At 51.5% G+C, this 16,752-nt stretch carries 16 protein-coding genes; 8 read left to right on the top strand and 8 right to left on the bottom strand.

What is annotated here, in order from left to right; all coding sequences use genetic code 11:
* A partial coding sequence (locus tag PsB1_RS09470; protein ID WP_284360700.1) for a hypothetical protein occupies positions 1-302 on the bottom strand: 302 nt, incomplete at its 3' end.
* 389 nt (positions 303-691) lie between these two features.
* On the opposite strand from PsB1_RS09470, the gene zapE reads away from it, so the two are divergent.
* Positions 692-1,822, top strand: a complete 1,131-nt coding sequence (gene zapE / locus PsB1_RS09465; protein WP_284360699.1) for a cell division protein ZapE — start codon at positions 692-694, stop codon at positions 1,820-1,822.
* On the opposite strand, the gene PsB1_RS09460 is transcribed toward zapE, so the two are convergent.
* Positions 1,819-2,436 (bottom strand): alpha-ketoglutarate-dependent dioxygenase AlkB family protein, encoded by a 618-nt coding sequence (locus PsB1_RS09460; protein WP_284360698.1) that lies wholly within the window; start codon positions 2,434-2,436, stop codon positions 1,819-1,821. The two genes, zapE and PsB1_RS09460, sit on opposite strands and share 4 nt — an antisense overlap.
* 156 nt (positions 2,437-2,592) lie before the next feature.
* On the opposite strand from PsB1_RS09460, the gene dnaK reads away from it, so the two are divergent.
* From dnaK to PsB1_RS09445, 3 genes are all read left to right on the top strand, one after another.
* Entirely contained in the window at positions 2,593-4,494 is a 1,902-nt protein-coding gene (dnaK, locus tag PsB1_RS09455) for a molecular chaperone DnaK (protein ID WP_284360696.1), read from the top strand.
* A 127-nt stretch (positions 4,495-4,621) separates the two neighbouring features.
* Complete coding sequence (gene dnaJ, locus PsB1_RS09450; protein ID WP_284360694.1) at positions 4,622-5,755, top strand: molecular chaperone DnaJ; 1,134 nt, start codon at positions 4,622-4,624, stop codon at positions 5,753-5,755.
* A 155-nt stretch (positions 5,756-5,910) separates the two neighbouring features.
* Complete coding sequence (locus tag PsB1_RS09445; RefSeq protein ID WP_284360693.1) at positions 5,911-6,663, top strand: SDR family NAD(P)-dependent oxidoreductase; 753 nt, start codon at positions 5,911-5,913, stop codon at positions 6,661-6,663.
* Positions 6,664-6,950: 287 nt separating this feature from the next.
* On the opposite strand, the gene PsB1_RS09440 is transcribed toward PsB1_RS09445, so the two are convergent.
* The 4 genes from PsB1_RS09440 to PsB1_RS09425 form a co-directional block, all read right to left on the bottom strand.
* The gene (locus PsB1_RS09440) at positions 6,951-7,352 is read right to left on the bottom strand and encodes a YHS domain-containing (seleno)protein (protein WP_284360692.1); all 402 of its coding nucleotides are present in this window, start codon (positions 7,350-7,352) and stop codon (positions 6,951-6,953) included.
* A gap of 675 nt (positions 7,353-8,027) precedes the next feature.
* The gene (locus PsB1_RS09435; protein WP_284360691.1) at positions 8,028-8,282 is read right to left on the bottom strand and encodes a DUF2164 domain-containing protein; all 255 of its coding nucleotides are present in this window, start codon (positions 8,280-8,282) and stop codon (positions 8,028-8,030) included.
* Between the two features lie 27 nt (positions 8,283-8,309).
* Positions 8,310-9,170, bottom strand: coding sequence for a prephenate dehydratase (locus PsB1_RS09430; RefSeq protein ID WP_284360689.1), 861 nt, complete (start codon positions 9,168-9,170; stop codon positions 8,310-8,312).
* Positions 9,167-9,913 carry a 3-deoxy-manno-octulosonate cytidylyltransferase gene (locus PsB1_RS09425; RefSeq protein ID WP_284360687.1) on the bottom strand — a complete coding sequence of 249 codons (747 nt, stop codon included), beginning with the start codon at positions 9,911-9,913 and terminating at the stop codon, positions 9,167-9,169. Before PsB1_RS09425 ends, PsB1_RS09430 begins: the two co-directional genes overlap by 4 nt.
* Before the next feature lie 203 nt (positions 9,914-10,116).
* On the opposite strand from PsB1_RS09425, the gene PsB1_RS09420 reads away from it, so the two are divergent.
* The 3 genes from PsB1_RS09420 (at position 10,117) to PsB1_RS09410 (ending at position 12,604) form a co-directional block, all read left to right on the top strand.
* The gene (locus tag PsB1_RS09420) at positions 10,117-10,809 is read left to right on the top strand and encodes a c-type cytochrome (protein WP_284360686.1); all 693 of its coding nucleotides are present in this window, start codon (positions 10,117-10,119) and stop codon (positions 10,807-10,809) included.
* Between the two features lie 104 nt (positions 10,810-10,913).
* Positions 10,914-11,660, top strand: coding sequence for an electron transfer flavoprotein subunit beta/FixA family protein (locus PsB1_RS09415; protein ID WP_284360684.1), 747 nt, complete (start codon positions 10,914-10,916; stop codon positions 11,658-11,660).
* Positions 11,660-12,604, top strand: coding sequence for an electron transfer flavoprotein subunit alpha/FixB family protein (locus tag PsB1_RS09410; RefSeq protein WP_284360683.1), 945 nt, complete (start codon positions 11,660-11,662; stop codon positions 12,602-12,604). The genes PsB1_RS09415 and PsB1_RS09410 overlap by 1 nt, the downstream gene beginning before the upstream one ends.
* Before the next feature lie 202 nt (positions 12,605-12,806).
* On the opposite strand, the gene PsB1_RS09405 is transcribed toward PsB1_RS09410, so the two are convergent.
* Positions 12,807-13,751, bottom strand: a complete 945-nt coding sequence (locus tag PsB1_RS09405; RefSeq protein ID WP_284360682.1) for a glycosyltransferase family 2 protein — start codon at positions 13,749-13,751, stop codon at positions 12,807-12,809.
* A gap of 132 nt (positions 13,752-13,883) precedes the next feature.
* On the opposite strand from PsB1_RS09405, the gene PsB1_RS09400 reads away from it, so the two are divergent.
* The gene (locus PsB1_RS09400) at positions 13,884-15,656 is read left to right on the top strand and encodes an ArnT family glycosyltransferase (protein ID WP_284360680.1); all 1,773 of its coding nucleotides are present in this window, start codon (positions 13,884-13,886) and stop codon (positions 15,654-15,656) included.
* On the opposite strand, the gene PsB1_RS09395 is transcribed toward PsB1_RS09400, so the two are convergent.
* Positions 15,622-16,476 (bottom strand): helix-turn-helix domain-containing protein, encoded by an 855-nt coding sequence (locus tag PsB1_RS09395; protein ID WP_284360678.1) that lies wholly within the window; start codon positions 16,474-16,476, stop codon positions 15,622-15,624. The genes PsB1_RS09400 and PsB1_RS09395 overlap by 35 nt on opposite strands.
* Positions 16,477-16,752: the final 276 nt, after the last annotated feature.

The following is a 16,752-nucleotide window of genomic DNA, read 5'->3' as shown; positions in this document are numbered from 1 at the left end:
CCGCTGATACTGCCTTTTTCAGAAGTGGAAATAGTCCAACTTGTCCAAAAATCAGGCACATAATTGTCAAGGAAATTCACAGCCAATCCGCCACCCAAGACAAGATTCCCCGTCACAATAATCAGTCTGTCCGCAGAAGTCGGGCTGGCCACATCAATGCCCAACACCCCCGTGCCGCCAAATCCAGCTCCGCCACTAATCCTCAATGTCCCCACACCACCAACAGCACCAGGGGTCAAAGTACCACTGGCCACAAGCACACCCGTTTTGGTTACAATGGATCCATTACATCCCCCATGCATGTTAGCAAAGCTTAACACACGATAAGCCTTTGTTTATACACAAGCCTGTGATCTTCGAGTTGAATAAAACTCGAAAGCTGAAGAACATGTTGGTAAAATTTGGGGGATATTCATTCTGCTACATTTTTTGAATGGGTTTGTCTAAAGGATCCGGAATTTAAGTAAGTTCTGTCAAAACTCTAATGATCTTGACCCATTTCAGATGTATGTCGGTTTGTTCATTGTAAAACGAAGGATTACAACGGAATTGCCCATAGGGGTATTGCCCGTGCCGCCAAATCCAGATTACGTGTTTTTTGCGAACAAATAATCAGCTGCAATCGTTTGACACTGACAACAGCTAAACTTTAATTACCCAGACCTCAAATCGATAAAGTAGCGCGCAAAATATGTCTGAAGTGGCTGCCCTTTATCGCGAAAAAGTTCAAGCCGGGGTCTTACAATTTGACCCTACCCAAGCCCAAGCCATTGAGCTTTTAACCATTTTGGCCCATCGATTGGAACATTGGAAGCCGGGCAATACGCCTTTTTTGTTTGGTCAGGCAGAGCCTGCGCCAAAGGGCCTTTATCTATATGGCGCAGTTGGGCGCGGCAAAAGCATGCTGATGGACCTCTTTTTTGATGTGGCGCCGGTGGAGAAAAAGCGCCGCGTGCATTTCCATGCCTTCATGGCCGAAGTTCATGCCGGGGTGACAGCGTGGCGGGCCTTGAGCACGCGGGAGCGAAAGGCCCAACCTAACTTTGTAAAAGGGGCGGGGGATGATCCAATCGCGCCCGTCGCGAAAGCCATTGCAGATGAGGCTTGGCTTCTTTGTTTTGATGAATTTCAGGTGACCGATATTGCCGACGCCATGATTTTGGGTCGCCTCTTTGAACAGCTATGGGCGCGCCAAGTGGTGGTGGTGGCCACTTCCAACCGCCACCCCCGTGACCTCTACAAGAATGGCATCAATCGGCAGCTTTTTTTGCCCACGATCGCGCTTTTGGAAGAGCATCTAGATCTCCATGCCCTTGAAGGGCAACACGATCACCGCATGGCGCGGCTGGAAGGGCACGGCGTCTATCATACGCCCTTGGATGGGGCCGCATTTGAAGCCATGGATCAAGCTTGGGCGGCCTTAACGCGCGGCACGCAACCGCGGCCGACTTCGCTGGTGGTCGCTGGCCGCGAGCTTACCATTAATCGCGCCGCCGCAGGGTGCGCGCGCATGAGCTTTGAGGATTTATGCGTCGCGAACTTAGGTGCCAGTGATTATCTAGCATTGGCCAAGCGCTTTGATACTTTATTGTTAGACGGTGTTCCCATCATGGGCCCAGAAAAGCGCAATGAAGCCGCCCGCTTTCGGATCCTGATTGATGCGCTTTATGAGAATAAAACGAAGTTGATTTTAAGTGCGCAGGCAGAGCCCGACCAGCTTTATCCTGCCGGTGATCAAGCGTTTGAGTTTGAGCGCACCGCCTCACGCCTCTATGAAATGCGCTCGCGCGATTATCTGGTTGCTGAACGGGGCGGGGATTAGCCGGGCCTACGCACCACCCGCATCGTCAGATTGATCCGCCCGCCGCCCTGCACCAGGCTGGATGAACCTGCCAGAACCCGGTCAATGCCATGGTAGAAGTGCCGCGATGACCCACCCAGCACCACGACGTCGCCAGAGGTAAGTTTGAGTGACGTCGTAGGCCCGGACCGCTCTGGCCCGCCAAGTCGGAAAATGGCGCTATCGCCTAACGAGATCGAGACCACAGGGGCGTCGCGATCTTCTTCATTTTCATCCCGATGCAGGCCCATTTTCGCGCCTTGTTGATAGAGATTGACGAGGCAAGCTTGTGGCAAGGGGGCATAGCCACTGACAGCGGCCCAAATATCAAGGAGTGCTTGAGGGATCGCAGGCCAAGGCAAACCTGTGACAGGATGGGTCGCTTGATAGCGATAGCCTGCTTGATCAGAAACCCAACCCAGACTTCCCAGATTAGTCATCTGCACACTCAATGGCTTGCCCGTTTTGGGCATGCTTGGGCGATAAAAAGGCGCGCTTGCCAGAAGTGGCTCAAGTGTCGCTAAAATAGCCTCCTGCGCCGCCCTGTCCAAGAAGCCAGCATAATACCCAAATCCCGAATGTAATTGGCTGCGCACGCAATTCACTTTCAAACCTTGCGGTCTTTGCGACCGACACCATATGAGCTCCAGTGCCTGTTTATGGCAAATGTCTGGCAACCTATCTTAGCCGTTTTTTGAGCTTCCGCACGGGGGGCAAAAAGGGCGGTGTCCGCTTTTGAGGGACTGAAGTACATGAGCAAAGTCATTGGAATCGACCTTGGAACCACCAATTCCTGCGTAGCCATCATGGATGGCAAGGCCGCTAAAGTCATTGAAAACTCTGAAGGCGCGCGCACCACACCGTCGGTTGTTGCATTTGCCGCCGATGGGGAGCGTTTAACCGGCCAACCTGCCCGCCGGCAAGCAGTGACCAACCCCGAGCAAACCTTTTTTGCGATCAAGCGTTTGGTGGGGCGTCCGTTCGATGACCCTATGGTGAAGAAGGACATTAAACTGGTTCCTTATAAAATCACTAAGGGCCCAAATGGCGACGCTTATGTCACGGGCCGCGACAAGGATTATAGCCCCTCAGAAATCTCCGCCATGATCCTCACCAAGATGAAAGAAACGGCAGAAGCCTATCTAGGTGAAACCGTCACCCAGGCTGTGATTACCGTTCCTGCCTATTTCAATGACGCACAGCGCCAAGCCACCAAGGATGCTGGTAAAATCGCTGGCCTTGAAGTTTTGCGCATCATTAACGAACCAACTGCCGCTGCTTTAGCTTACGGGATGGATAAGGGCGGCAACCGCACCATCGCCGTCTATGACTTGGGTGGGGGTACGTTTGATGTATCTATTCTTGAAATTGGCGACGGGGTTTTTGAAGTTCGCTCTACCAATGGCGACACCTTCTTAGGTGGTGAAGATTTTGACATGCGCGTCGTCGATTATCTGGCTGACGAGTTCAAGAAGGAAAAAGGCGTTGATCTGCGCAATGATAAATTGGCGCTGCAGCGTTTGAAGGAAGAAGCCGAAAAGGCGAAAAAAGAGCTTTCAACCACCGCCCAATATGAAGTGAATTTACCATTCATCACCATGGACGCGACAGGGCCTTTGCATTTGAACTTGAAGCTGACCCGCTCCAAGCTTGAAGCCTTGGTTGATGATTTGGTAGCGCGCACGATTGAGCCTTGCAAAGCCGCGCTGAAAGATGCCGGTCTCAGCGCTTCTGACATTAATGAAGTGATTTTGGTTGGCGGCATGACCCGTATGCCTAAAGTACAAGAAGCGGTGAAACAATTTTTTGGTAAAGAGCCACACAAGGGTGTGAACCCCGATGAAGTGGTGGCTTTGGGTGCTGCGATCCAAGCAGGCGTACTGCAAGGCGATGTTAAAGACGTGTTGCTGCTAGACGTCACACCACTTTCTTTAGGCATTGAGACCAAAGGTGGTATTTTCACCCGCCTTATCGAGCGTAATACCACGATTCCAACAAAAAAGAGCCAAGTTTTCTCCACCGCTGACGACAATCAGTCGGCAGTAACCATCCGGGTTTTCCAAGGAGAACGCGACATGGCCGCAGACAATAAGTCGTTGGGTCAATTTGATTTGGTCGGCATTCCACCCGCGCCAAGTGGCGTCCCCCAAATTGAAGTCACATTTGATATTGACGCCAATGGCATTGTATCGGTTTCGGCCAAGGATAAAGCTACCAATAAAGAGCAATCCATACGTATTCAGGCCAATGGTGGGCTTTCTGACGCTGATATTGAACAAATGATCAAAGACGCCGAAGCCAATGCGGAGGCCGACAAGAAAAAACGCGATTTAGTTGAAGCCAAAAATGGGGCTGAAAGCTCTATTCACATGGTGGAAAAACAATTGGGTGACTATGGCACCAAATTAGAAGTCGCTGACCGAGAAGCGATCGAAGCCGCCGTTGCCGCTACCAAAGAAGCAGCACTGGGAGAGGATATTGAAGACATTCGAACCAAGACCCAAGCCTTAATGCAAGCGGCGATGAAAATTGGTGAAATCATGTATGCCGAGCAGCAAAAGAGTGCGGCAGAAGCCGACGCAAAAAAAGATGCTGGCGATGACGGTGTAGTTGATGCAGATTTTGAAGATGTGACAGACGACGCCAAGAAGTAAAGGGAAGTGACCCCCCACGCATTGCGGGACAAATCGGTCAAAGGGGGTCACTTTTATATGTTTATCAAGCCCGCCAACACCATTCCGACATCAATGCACGCAGCCAATTCATGGTCTTGGGGATCCAATGAGTGACGATTTTTACAATCTTCTAGGTGTTGCCCGTGATGCGGATGAAGCAACGCTGAAAAGCGCTTATCGCAAAAAGGCGATGCAATGGCATCCTGATAAAAACCCCGGCAATGCGCAAGCTGAAGCCAAATTCAAAGAGATTAATGAAGCCTATGCGGCCTTATCGGACCCGCAAAAGCGCGCCCTTTATGATCGCTATGGTAAAGCGGGCCTCAATGGCGGCGGTGGCGGCGGCGGATTTCACGGCGATGCGGGCGATATTTTTGAATCTGTTTTTGGCGATATTTTCGGTGAAGTCTTTGGCGGTCGTCGGCAACAACAGCGCGCTGGGCCCGCGCGAGGTGCTGATCTGCGCTATGATTATACCATAACCTTAGAAGAAGCCTTCCGCGGCAAGGATGCGGAGTTACGCATCCCGACCGACCAAATCTGTGAAGTCTGTGACGGATCTGGCGCTGAACCTGGCACGCGGCCAGAAGTTTGCCCAACCTGCAGCGGGACGGGTCAAGTGCGCGCGCAACAAGGCTTCTTTATGATGCAGCGGACCTGCCCAACATGCCATGGGCGCGGCACCATCATTAAAAAGCCGTGCAAGTCGTGCCATGGTCAAGGCACCAAACAAGTGGAGCGGACCTTATCGGTTGCGATCCCTGCTGGCGTTGAAGATGGCACCCGTGTCCGCTTAACCGGCGAAGGCGAATTAGGTGCCCGTGGCGGGCCGCGCGGCGATCTATATGTGTTCCTGTCAGTCAAAAAGCACGATTTGTTTGAGCGCGAAGGCCCAAATCTGTTTTGCCGCATCCCCGTAACCATGACCAATGCGGCCTTGGGCGGCAAAATTGAGGTCCCCACCATCGATGGCGGGAAAGCTGAGCTTGAGATCCCAGAAGGCAGCCAAACCGGCAAGCGCATCCGCATGCGCCACCATGGCATGACAACGCTAAAATCCGCTCTGCGCGGGGATATGCATGTTGAGCTCTTTGTGGAAACGCCCAGCAATCTCTCAGCCCGCCAAAAAGAATTGTTGCGCGAGTTTGCAGGCGAATGCGGTGATAAAAGCCACCCTGAGCACACGGGCTTTTTTGATAAAGCCAAAAGCTTCTGGGAAAAGGTTACGGGTACAGACTAAATCAAGTGATGATTTCTAAATCCCTTGTTCTAAGAAAAAATTAAAGATCAAATGCTTAATATCATGTCATTTGTGCGATCCGTCCTTGGTCTCATTCGGTGACCATAGATAAACATGGATCGAGTAGAAGCTCTTGACGACATCCAAGGGTGATTTTGATACGTATCAATTCCATGCCTCATACCTATGGCAAACAGGTTTTAATCCTTGGCGCGAGTGGTGCGATAGGTCATGCTTTGACCCGCTTACTGATCCATGACCCAGAGGTGGCCACTATTTTTGCAGCTTCCCGGCGTGGAATTCAAAACGCTAACTCAAAAATTACCCAACTCTACATTGATTGCGAGAATGAGGAAAGCTTGGCCAAGGCTGTTGAACAATGTCGTCAAGCTGGCCCCTTGGATATGGTCATTAATGCGATTGGCTTGCTCCAGGATGGCAATTCTTTAATGCCTGAAAAAGGGTTGCGGGATATAAGGAGTGAGAATTTAAAAAAGTTATTTTGGCTGAATTCCATTGTCCCAGCCCTGATAATGACCCATTTCACACCACTTATGGCCCAAGATCGTCGGACCATTTTTGCGACCCTTTCAGCACGTGTTGGGTCGATCGGGGACAATAGGAAAGGCGGTTGGTATGGGTATCGCGCCTCTAAAGCGGCCCTAAACCAACTGATCAAAACCGCATCGATTGAGTTGGCTTTCCGGCGGCCCAAGCTGATCTGTGTCGGCCTGCATCCAGGAACAGTGCGTAGTCGGATGTCTGAACCCTTTTTAACCCATTATAATAACAATGACATTTTTTCGCCCGAATTTGCAGCACAGGCTTTACTTGATGTACTTGCCACCCTAACCCCAAGCCATTCAGGGCGGATTTTTGCTTGGGATGGGCAAGAGATTCCCCCCTAAACCTATCTTGGGCTTTTTCTTGGGTTTTTGGCATTACGATCGGATGAAAATCTCTCCATGATGATTCTAGATCTGCTGATTTATCCAAGTGTGGTAAACTAGCCCTTCAAGCTATTCGGGATTTATGCCAAGAGCATGGCCGCGACTATGCCAATTTGAAGTGGACACAAGCTGGTTAGGAGACACTTTGGCTGTGGATCCATACAAGAGTTACTTCATAGCTTGACCAGATTTCTTTTATAACGGGGCCAGTTATGTTGAGAAGCCGTAAAGTTACCTAAGGTGTCTTAATACCAAATCGATTGGATGTCTTTGTTGTGATTCAAATCAAGCCTACCCCCGACGATGGCCCAAGCATTGGGATCGACACCCGCCGTATAACCTTGGCTGACAGTCCTAGCACAATAGCCACCAAATTGGGGGGCAAAGCGGGCTTGATTGGCTTTGAACGCGTCGCGATTAGTGGAACTCGCAGAGCAATATTCTGGCCCCTGATAACTTAGTCTAAATTGGTCGCTGCCTTGATCGGGGCGGCTGTATGTGAAATAGGCGACTGGATCATAGCCCTCTATTGCGACATTAAATCCAAAGCTGATCCAAACAGGGGCTTTGTCGGCCAATGCAGGACCTGACATCACAAGAGGACTCAAAGCCAATACCAGAGCCAAAGCAAAATGTGCGCCTTGCATCTCTTAATCCTTTGTGGGTTGAGGCGAATAAGAGTGTACCATGGTGCTTTGCCGGGCCGGGCAAATAGGGGCCCAACATCGCGCGTAAGGCCCAAAAAGGCGTGACGCGGCAAGGCGATTAAGGCGATCTATTCTAGCAAGAGCCTGACTGCGGCAAAAAAAGCCAACACCATCCTTGTTGGGATCAATGCCTAAAGGGGTGAAGAGGTGAAGAGGTGAAGAGGTGAAGAGGTGAAGAGGTGAAGAGGTGAAGAGGTGAAGAGGTGAAAACTAACCACACCCGACATCACGTCAAAAGCGATCAAAGCACCCAAGGCATTGACCCGCGCCAGCTTGGGTAACAGGCAAACCCGCAACAGAATGGAAGCGACCAATTCGGCCGTTCCGATGACATATTAACTAATGAGGCCCATAGGGCAAAGAGGCCACAAAGGCCTAATGTCGTTGCCACCCATCCAAAACACCAAAAATAACTTGGGTTTTGGGATGGTCGGTGAACTTACGGCAAGCTATCAATAAAAATGGCTGCCCCATATAGGGAAATGCCCTTCGCGGCACTCTATTTGAATTTCACGGGCAGAAGCCTCCAATCCGTGTGTGAAAGGGAAGACGGAGGGCGTGCTCTAGCGGTTACAATGTGCCTGCGCTTTTAGGCTTTGCGCTTGGGATTGGTGGCTATGAGATTTTTTGCGGCCAGAACGGAAACTCGTCTTGATGCATTTCCTGGTCCAAATCCAATAAAGTGCTTTGCAGCCGGGCTTGGACATCCAGAACCGCTTGATTGTACATCAGGGGGCCAAGCTCAATCAGAATAAAGTCCAACAATTCCGCGGCAGCTAGATTGCCAATCGGCTCACAGAGCTCACGATCAAAGAACTGAAGCAGCGAGTCCATCGCTGCTTGATGGGTATCTTTTGATAGGCGCACCATAGTGAGAACCCCGCAAAGCCTGACCCGTTAGGGCTTTTGCTGCAAATTTCGGTAAGGATGGGCCTTATAGACCCCCAGCACTTTGAGGTCGGCGGCAAAAAACCGCAATTCTTGCAGCGCCAGCTTCACATTGGTTTCGTTGGGATGGCCCTCAATATCGGCATAAAACTGGGTTGCATGAAAGCTGCCGCCAATTTGATAGCTTTCAAGCTTGGTCATATTGACGCCATTGGTCGCAAAGCCACCCAAAGCCTTATACAAGGCCGCTGGAATGTTGCGGACCTGAAACACAAAACTCGTAACACACGGCCCATCCTCGAGATCGGCATCATCGGGGCTGGCCGATAAGATCACAAAGCGGGTGGCATTATGGGGTTCATCTTCAACATCGTGGCGCAGCACCGGGAGGTCATAAAAGGCTGCCGCCAAAGCCGAACCAAGCGCTGCTACACTTTTATCGCCCAATTCGCTAATCTCGCGCACCGCACCGGCTGTATCGGCGGTTTTAACGGCCTCGGCCTGCAATTCCTTGATGATTTTGCGGCATTGCCCTAAGGCCATGGGATGGGAGCGGACTTTCTTGATATCGGATAAGGTCGCCCCTTTCACCCCAATCAATTGATGGTGAATGGGCGCGAAATATTCGCCCACGATGTAAAGACCCGCTTCCGGCAAAAGATGATGCACATCCCCAACCCGCCCGGCGAGGGTGTTTTCAATAGCGATCATGGCGCGCACCGCTTGGCCACTGGCAACTGCGCTAAAAGCATCTTCAAACGTCTGACATGGCATTGGTTCAAAGTTGGGGCAGGCCGATTTCGCTGCGGCATGCGAATTGGCACCCAACTCACCCTGAAAGGCAATCTTTCCCTTCAATACATCGGTCAACGCGCGTGCTCCTTATACCATGCACGCGCATTTTCGAGGTGATCGGCTGTATCCACACCTTTTGGAAATTCCGCCACGCAGCGCACAGCAATTGTCATACCCAACTCCAAAGCTCGCAATTGCTCAAGTTTCTCTCGCCGCTCCAATGGCGAGGGTGGCGTGCCGATAAAGCGGGCGAGTGCCGCGCGGTGCCACACATAAACACCAACATGGCGAAAAATAGGCCCTTCGCCATAAGGTGCGTCAGTGCGCGTGAAATAAAGCCCACGACCGATGGTCGCACCCTCTGGCATGGCAACAATGGCTTTGACGACATTGGGATCGGCGCGCTCAACTGGGTCTTGGCTTGGCGAAACCAGGGTGGAGAGGTCGGCTTGGGTATCCTCAGCCAAAGCTGCCAAGGCCACTTGCAAAAGCGCAGGGTCAAAAGTGGGCATATCGCCCTGCAGATTGATGATGGGGTCAAACTGGCCATTTGGATCAAGCTCGCCCAAGGCCGCAAAGATACGGTCCGAGCCCGATGGTAAATCAGGGTCAGTCAGAACCGCGCGCGCGCCACTTTCACGCGCTGGACCTAGAATTTCAGCATCGCCAGCTGCGACAGCCACCGGGCCAAGGCCTGCCAGAAGGGCGCGCTCAACCACGCGCGCAATCATCGGCTTACCCTCAATATCGGCCAGCGGCTTACCCGGCAGGCGGGTCGCCGCCAAGCGTGCGGGAATGACGATCAGGGGTCGAAACATGGGTCGTGCCTTAAACGAAAATCGGCTTCTAGCGCCAGTCTGCCAATTAGGCGAGCCATAAGGGACAAAGTGCCACAGCACGCCCGGTTGAAAGCCGCTTAGACGCATGCCATACGGGGGCTACACATAAGACCTCTTTTTAACTTCTGGCGACTAAGAGGGTTTAAAGGTCCACGCGACGCAACAGGGATTTTAGCACCGTTATGAGCAACAACAATCTGTGGTTCAACATGGTAGCCGGGGCCGTTCTGGCAACTGGCTTAGGAATTATGGGCTTACGCACCGTGGGTGACATGGTCTATGCCAATGATCAAACTGCCGTGGGCTATCCAGTGGAAGTCGCTGATGCCGCCGCAGCAGGGCCAGCAGCGGAATCAGGCCCTGAGCTTTTGCCTGACTGGGGTACAGTTCTGGCAGACCCGACCCAAACCGCAGCCTTGGTTGAACAGGGTGACAAGTTGCACAAAGTGTGCGCCTCGTGCCACAATGTAGAGCCCGGCAGCGCCAATAAAACGGGCCCATCTCTTTATGGTATCTTTGGGCGCACAGCTGGAACCCACGCTGGCTTTGCTTATTCAGACGCGATGAAAGCCTATGGAAAAGCATGGGACTTTGACGGCCTCTATAATTTCCTCAAAGCGCCAAAGACCTATATCAAAGGCACGGCCATGTCTTATGCTGGCATGTCCAAATCGTCTGATCGGGTGGCGTTGGTCGCTTACTTGCACTCTTTAGCGCCAAGCCCTGCACCCTTGCCCGCACCTGATCCAACACGTGATCCCGCTCAAGTAGCTGCGGCAGCAGCGGCCGCCCCAGCAACCGAGGCAGCGCCAGACGCTGCGGCGGCCCCAACCGATGCAGCGCAGGCCCCAGAAGTAGCGCCAGCTCCTAAATAGGGCTGGTCTTAGAGAAGAACCAACCCATGTATCGTTTGATAGATACGAGGTTTGCAACAAACAAGTAAAGCCGAGTGATATGGCTTATTGTGTGGAGACGCCTAATGAAAGTGCTTGTGCCTGTTAAGCGGGTGATTGACTATAACGTAAAAGTCCGCGTTAAGCCCGATCAAACCGGGGTCGATTTGGCTAATGTCAAAATGTCGATGAACCCCTTTTGCGAAATCGCCGTTGAAGAAGCTGTACGCCTAAAAGAAAAGGGTGTGGTGACTGAGATTGTTGCGGTTTCCATCGGCCCCCAGCAGGCCCAAGAAACCATCCGCACCGCTCTTGCTATGGGCGCAGACCGCGGGCTTTTGATCCAAACCGATGAGGATTTAGAACCTTTGGCCGTCGCAAAACTGCTCAAAGCAGTGGTCGGCGAAGAAAGCCCCGACTTGGTTTTGATGGGCAAACAGGCCATTGATGGCGACAATAACGCCACTGGCCAAATGCTGGCGGCACTTCTTGGCTGGCCACAGGCGACTTTTGCTTCCAAGATCGAGATTGCTGGCAGTAAAGCCAGCGTCACCCGCGAAATTGATGGTGGTCTGCAAACCCTAGAAGTGGCACTGCCCGCAGTTGTAACGGCGGATCTTCGCCTCAATGAACCCCGCTATGCATCTTTGCCTAACATCATGAAGGCTAAGAAAAAGACGATCGATATTAAAGCACCAAGCGATTATGGCGTCGATAGCGCGCCCCGCTTGAAGGTTCTCAAGGTAACCGAACCACCCAAACGGGCGGGCGGTATTAAGGTAGAGAGCGCAGAGCAATTGGTTGGAAAACTGAAAGAAGCAGGGGTGATCTAATGGCTGTTTTGGTTGTTGCTGAACACGACAATGCGTCGCTCAAAGATGCCACTAACAAGGTTGTAACTGCGGCCAAAGCACTTTCCAGCGATGTGGACGTGCTGGTTGCGGGTGAAGGTGCAGGTGCTGCTGCATCCGCTGCCGCTGGCCTTGCCGGGGTGCGAAAAGTGCTTCACGCGGAGGGTACGGCTTTCGCGCAAGGGATTGCAGAATCCATGCAGGGTTTGATTGTGCCGTTGATGGCCAATTATGATGCGGTGCTCTTTGCCGCTACGGCAACGGGCAAAAATGCCGCCCCACGGATCGCTGCGGCCTTGGATGTATCCCCGATTTCAGACATTCAAGAAGTCGTGGATGAGAAAACCTTCGTTCGACCCATTTATGCTGGTAATGCGCTGGAAACCGTTGAAAGCTCTGATGCCAAAAAAGTCATAACGGTGCGCACCACCGCGTTTGCAGCTGCGGGCGTGGGCGGTTCTGGCGCTGTGGAGAGCATTGGTGCGGGAACTCCTGCGGCTCAAGTTGTGTTCAAAGGGGCAGAGATCGTCAAATCAGACCGTCCTGAATTGGCTGGTGCTAAACGGGTCGTTTCAGGTGGCCGCGCCATGGGTTCGGCAGACGAATTCCATCACGTGATAGAGCCCTTGGCCGATAAGCTGGGTGCGGCAGTTGGTGCTTCGCGCGCCGCGGTTGATGCAGGTTATGCGCCCAACGATTATCAAGTCGGCCAAACCGGTAAGGTCGTTGCACCAGAACTTTATGTCGCAGTGGGTATTTCTGGCGCAATCCAGCATCTGGCAGGCATGAAGGATTCCAAGGTGATTGTTGCGATCAACAAGGATGGTGATGCGCCTATTTTCGCAATCGCTGATTATGGCTTGGTTGCCGATTATAAGACAGCAGTACCAGAATTGATGGGTGAACTTTCCAAAGTTGGCCTGTAATCACTGCCATGCTTTGGGTTTGCAAGTTAGGCAGGGACGCGATGCCTAAAGGTGTGAAATGCGTGTTTAATCCCCATATCGCGTAAAAATCGCTTGATCATTATGGCCGGGCTCATGGAAGAAGTCACTCCAAACGTATAATAGACTTTGGGTTAGACTAAGTCAGCAGCAAAGCCTTCCGCAAGGATTAAATTGGGATACCCTATTCAAAGCGCCGGTCACGGGCCGCCAAATAAGCAAAGCGCTTGGCTTCACGACGGCCACGGGTTACTGTGTCTAATACCAAGCCCGAAAAAACCGAAATCACGGCTGTGATCATCAAAGCGCTGGCCAAAATGGCGGTTGGAAATCTTGAAACTAGGCCGGTGTGCAAGAATTCTACCACCACCGGAATACCCAAGATTAATGCGATGCCACTCAAAATCAAACCAAGCAAACTAAATACCGCTAAGGGACGTTCTTCTCGCACAAAAAGACCAATAATCGACACAATACGAATACCATCGCGTACAGTATTGAGTTTAGAAATAGAGCCCTCTGGGCGTTCAACATAAGGGGTGGATTTCTCTTTGATGGTCATTCTCAATTCAAGTGCATGCACCATAAGTTCTGTTTCGATCTCAAATCCGCGCGAATGCGCAGGAAAAGATTTAACAAAACGGCGTGAAAACATCTTATAGCCTGAAAGCATGTCCGTGGTCATTTGACCAAAGAAAGCGCTCACAAGCCCGGTCAAAAGTCTGTTTCCAAACCGATGCCCAGGTCGATAGGCTTTGATGGCCGTATCAACACGGGCCCCATTCACCAGATCGGCATGGCTTTTAAGCATTAAATCAATCAGGGCCGGTGCAGACGCCGCATGATAAGTGGCATCCCCATCCACCATAACATATATATCGGCTTCAATATCGCCAAACATGCGGCGAACAACTTCTCCCTTGCCGGGTCTCTCCTCACTACGGACAATAGCCCCTGCTTTTTGCGCACGCTCAACCGTGTCATCGGTCGAGCGATTATCATAAACATAAATAGTAGCATCTGGGAGTGCTGCTTTAAAATCCTCAACCACCGTCCCAATGGTTGCCCCTTCATTATAGCAGGGCACCAAAACGGCAATCGACAAGTCCGAGATCTGCTTAACTGCCATTTGACCCTCACATAAATACTCCCTTAGGGCGGGTTTAAAGGTTTGCGAAGTCTGTTTTTCAGGCTGTAACCTTTATGTTATCGATGGCTTCTTTAATTGCCTCGTATTGAGCAAGCCATTATGGATTGGTCATTGTCACGGAGGAATGAGGCACACTTGGCCCAACAACTCAAAGAATATCGCGCCCCAAATCCTGTCGTAGAACCTGGGCCCTTGCATTTGCATCCTTGGATTGAGGCAAGCGTGAAGGGCTGGCGGCCACATGTCTTGATCCTGATTACCCTACTTTTGTGCACACTTCCCGGATTTTTTGCCCTTCCCCCACTAGATCGTGATGAAAGTCGATTTGCGCAGGCGACGACTCAGATGTTTGAAACGAAAGACTTTATCCGTATTCGGTTTCAAGATGAGCCACGACATAAAAAGCCGGTTGGCATTCATTGGCTGCAAGCAGTCAGTGTCAGCTTGCTGGATGGTGCAACGCACCGAACGATTCAAGCCTTTCGCCTTCCTTCCCTATTTGGGGCATTCTTTGCAGCTATATGCACGTTTCAAATAGGTGCCCTACTCTACAATCGGTGGGTTGGCCTTATTGGCGGGCTGGCGCTTGCTGGCAGCCTCCTCATGTCCACTGAGGCGGGCATTGCCAAAACCGATGCATGTTTAGTTGGATTTACGACTTTGACCTATTTAGGTCTTGCTGGCCTTCGCGCCAAACCAGAAAACAAGCGGTACATCTGGTTTTTTTGGGGTGGCCTTGCCATGGCAACCCTGATCAAAGGACCTATTGGCCTATTGTTGATCCTGTTTTCGGGCGTGATGTTGGTTGCGTGGGAACGCGATCTGAGATGGGTTAAAAGGGCGTTTCATTGGCCAGCTATTCTGCTCGCGGCTGTGATTGTCCTGCCTTGGTACATTGCCATCTGGCAGGCAACCCATGGTCAGTTTTTCATGGACGCTGTTGGCCAAGACTTGGCGCCTAAATTATCAGGCCAATCTGAGAACAAGGCCGTACCGCCTGGTGCACATCTTCTTATGTCACCTATTTTATTGTGGCCGACAAGCTTTCTTATTCCTTTGGCCTTTTGGGTGGCTTGGACCAGCAATAGGGACCCAAGAATTCGCTTTTTACTGGCCTGGCTGGTGCCTGGATGGTTGATGTTTGAGGCAGCGCCCGCCAAGCTCGCGCATTATACCTTGCCGGTTCATGGTGCTCTAGTATTACTAGGTGCCATCGGATTGTTCATGGGCGGCTGGCAGCGACCAAAGGTGCGCTGGCTCGGGATCGCTCTTCTAACACTTGGCACGGCCGTGATGACGTCAGTACCTTATTTACTTGGGAAAGACGTGGCCATGTTGGAAACCCATTTCGCCCTCCTGTGCAGTGTGGTAATTGGATGCATTGGTATGATTGGGTTGACTATGGTGATCTTACGCCCGAAATGGGCCATTGTTGGTTTGGTCGCGATGGCGTGTATCACCAGTGTAACGCTAAAAGGCCTATTTGTACCCTCGATCAGCGCGCTTGACCTTAGTCGACGTGTCAGCGCTGCCCTTCAACGTGAGGGCCTACATCCGCGCCTTTCCCCTGGAACCCCTGGGCCACTGATCGGTGCTGGCTATCAAGAGCCAAGCCTTATCTTTCTTACCCGTAGTGATTCGGCTTTATCAAGTGTGGCAGCGGCGGTAAAAGCTGCTCGTATCGGTTCTGGAATCGTCGTCAATACACAACCCCAGTTTAAAGCTGCTTTAACTTTAGCCCTTGCCAAGAAAGGGTTAGCCCCAAAATGGCGAAAAGACGTACTAGCAGGGCTAAATTATTCAAAGGGTGATCCAGTCGAACTGGCTATCGGGAGCGTGGTGGCAGCCCCTAAGCCAATGCCGGTGCCCAATCGTCAGAATTAGCACCAGTTTTCGCTCTAGAGCTAAGCCGAATTGATTTGACCGTTGGCGGGGCATATTTGAGATAGGCCTCACTTATGGCTTCAGATAAGCGTAGTAATTTTGGCAACAGCTCTGAAATCGCACGCTCGTCTGTTAGGGCAGAGCGAATAAAACGCACAGTCAGCGCAGCCAATACCGAAGAGCCCTCACTGGCAACAGGCTGCATCACAGGGACCGCTAGGGCAATTTCACCACCAGCAACCTTAAGATCAAAGGCATAACCTTGCTGACGTACAAGATCTAGCTGGTGGTTAATGGTGCGGTCACCCAAGCGCTGTAGGCCAATTTCTTCAAGCAAATTACGACGCGGTGTTGCTTCAAACGCCTGCAGGATTTGGCCAACACCAGATTCCAATAAATCCGCATGGGCACCACTAGTCTGTCGATGCAAAGCCATAGGACTGGTGCGATCTGTTGCGGCACGAAGGGTGATATCGTTGCCTCTCAAAGTCCAAATGCCGATCGGCCACAAAATCTGTTTGCCTAATTGGGAAATCAATGGCCATGCACCTTCACGAATCCAAGCTTCATTCTGCGCGCCTTCCGCCAAAGTGGTGACGGCCAAAGTCGGGCGATATCGATCATCCATTTCATCGCGAACAACAAATCCACCCTGGCAAAGCGTCTCTAAGATCCGATATGCGGTTGTGCGCGGTAATAATGCGCGTTCGGCTACCTCTGTCACCGTCATGCCATCTTGACCATTGAGCGCGCTCAGCGCCTCTAATCCACGCAATAAGGCTCTGATTGGGCGCACGGACTCTGACTGTTCACCAAACATCAAATCACCCTTTTAAGTCATGTTCATTTCTGAACCATTATGGATAGGTGTCAATTAAAAATTACGCAAGTCAATGTCAATATTTTTGGACAAATATCAAGTCCACGCAACCGAGCACAATTTCACGGACTCTTTTTCAATCGTATCAGGCAAAAAGTGCGAATCTAAGCCAATCCGTATAACCTGAGTATTCAACGGGCTGAATCTGGACATGAAACGCCCTCTCATTGGTTGGTTATGCAAAGCTACAGCGCTTCTAAACCAGATCAGTTGTTA

It is taken from the genome of Candidatus Phycosocius spiralis (assembly GCF_030158815.1).
Classification (GTDB): Bacteria; Pseudomonadota; Alphaproteobacteria; order Caulobacterales; family Aquidulcibacteraceae; genus Aquidulcibacter; species Aquidulcibacter spiralis.
This window is presented reverse-complemented; position numbering and strand designations above follow the sequence as displayed.

Coding starts and splice junctions, on each gene's coding strand:
- PsB1_RS09425 (WP_284360687.1), bottom strand. CDS start 9,913: ATGTTTCGACCCCTGATCGTCATTCCCGCACGCTTGGCGGCGACCCGC.
- zapE (WP_284360699.1), top strand. CDS start 692: ATGTCTGAAGTGGCTGCCCTTTATCGCGAAAAAGTTCAAGCCGGGGTC.
- dnaK (WP_284360696.1), top strand. CDS start 2,593: ATGAGCAAAGTCATTGGAATCGACCTTGGAACCACCAATTCCTGCGTA.
- dnaJ (WP_284360694.1), top strand. CDS start 4,622: ATGAGTGACGATTTTTACAATCTTCTAGGTGTTGCCCGTGATGCGGAT.
- PsB1_RS09395 (WP_284360678.1), bottom strand. CDS start 16,476: ATGTTTGGTGAACAGTCAGAGTCCGTGCGCCCAATCAGAGCCTTATTG.
- PsB1_RS09420 (WP_284360686.1), top strand. CDS start 10,117: ATGAGCAACAACAATCTGTGGTTCAACATGGTAGCCGGGGCCGTTCTG.
- PsB1_RS09405 (WP_284360682.1), bottom strand. CDS start 13,751: ATGGCAGTTAAGCAGATCTCGGACTTGTCGATTGCCGTTTTGGTGCCC.
- PsB1_RS09410 (WP_284360683.1), top strand. CDS start 11,660: ATGGCTGTTTTGGTTGTTGCTGAACACGACAATGCGTCGCTCAAAGAT.
- PsB1_RS09415 (WP_284360684.1), top strand. CDS start 10,914: ATGAAAGTGCTTGTGCCTGTTAAGCGGGTGATTGACTATAACGTAAAA.
- PsB1_RS09440 (WP_284360692.1), bottom strand. CDS start 7,352: ATGCAAGGCGCACATTTTGCTTTGGCTCTGGTATTGGCTTTGAGTCCT.
- PsB1_RS09435 (WP_284360691.1), bottom strand. CDS start 8,282: ATGGTGCGCCTATCAAAAGATACCCATCAAGCAGCGATGGACTCGCTG.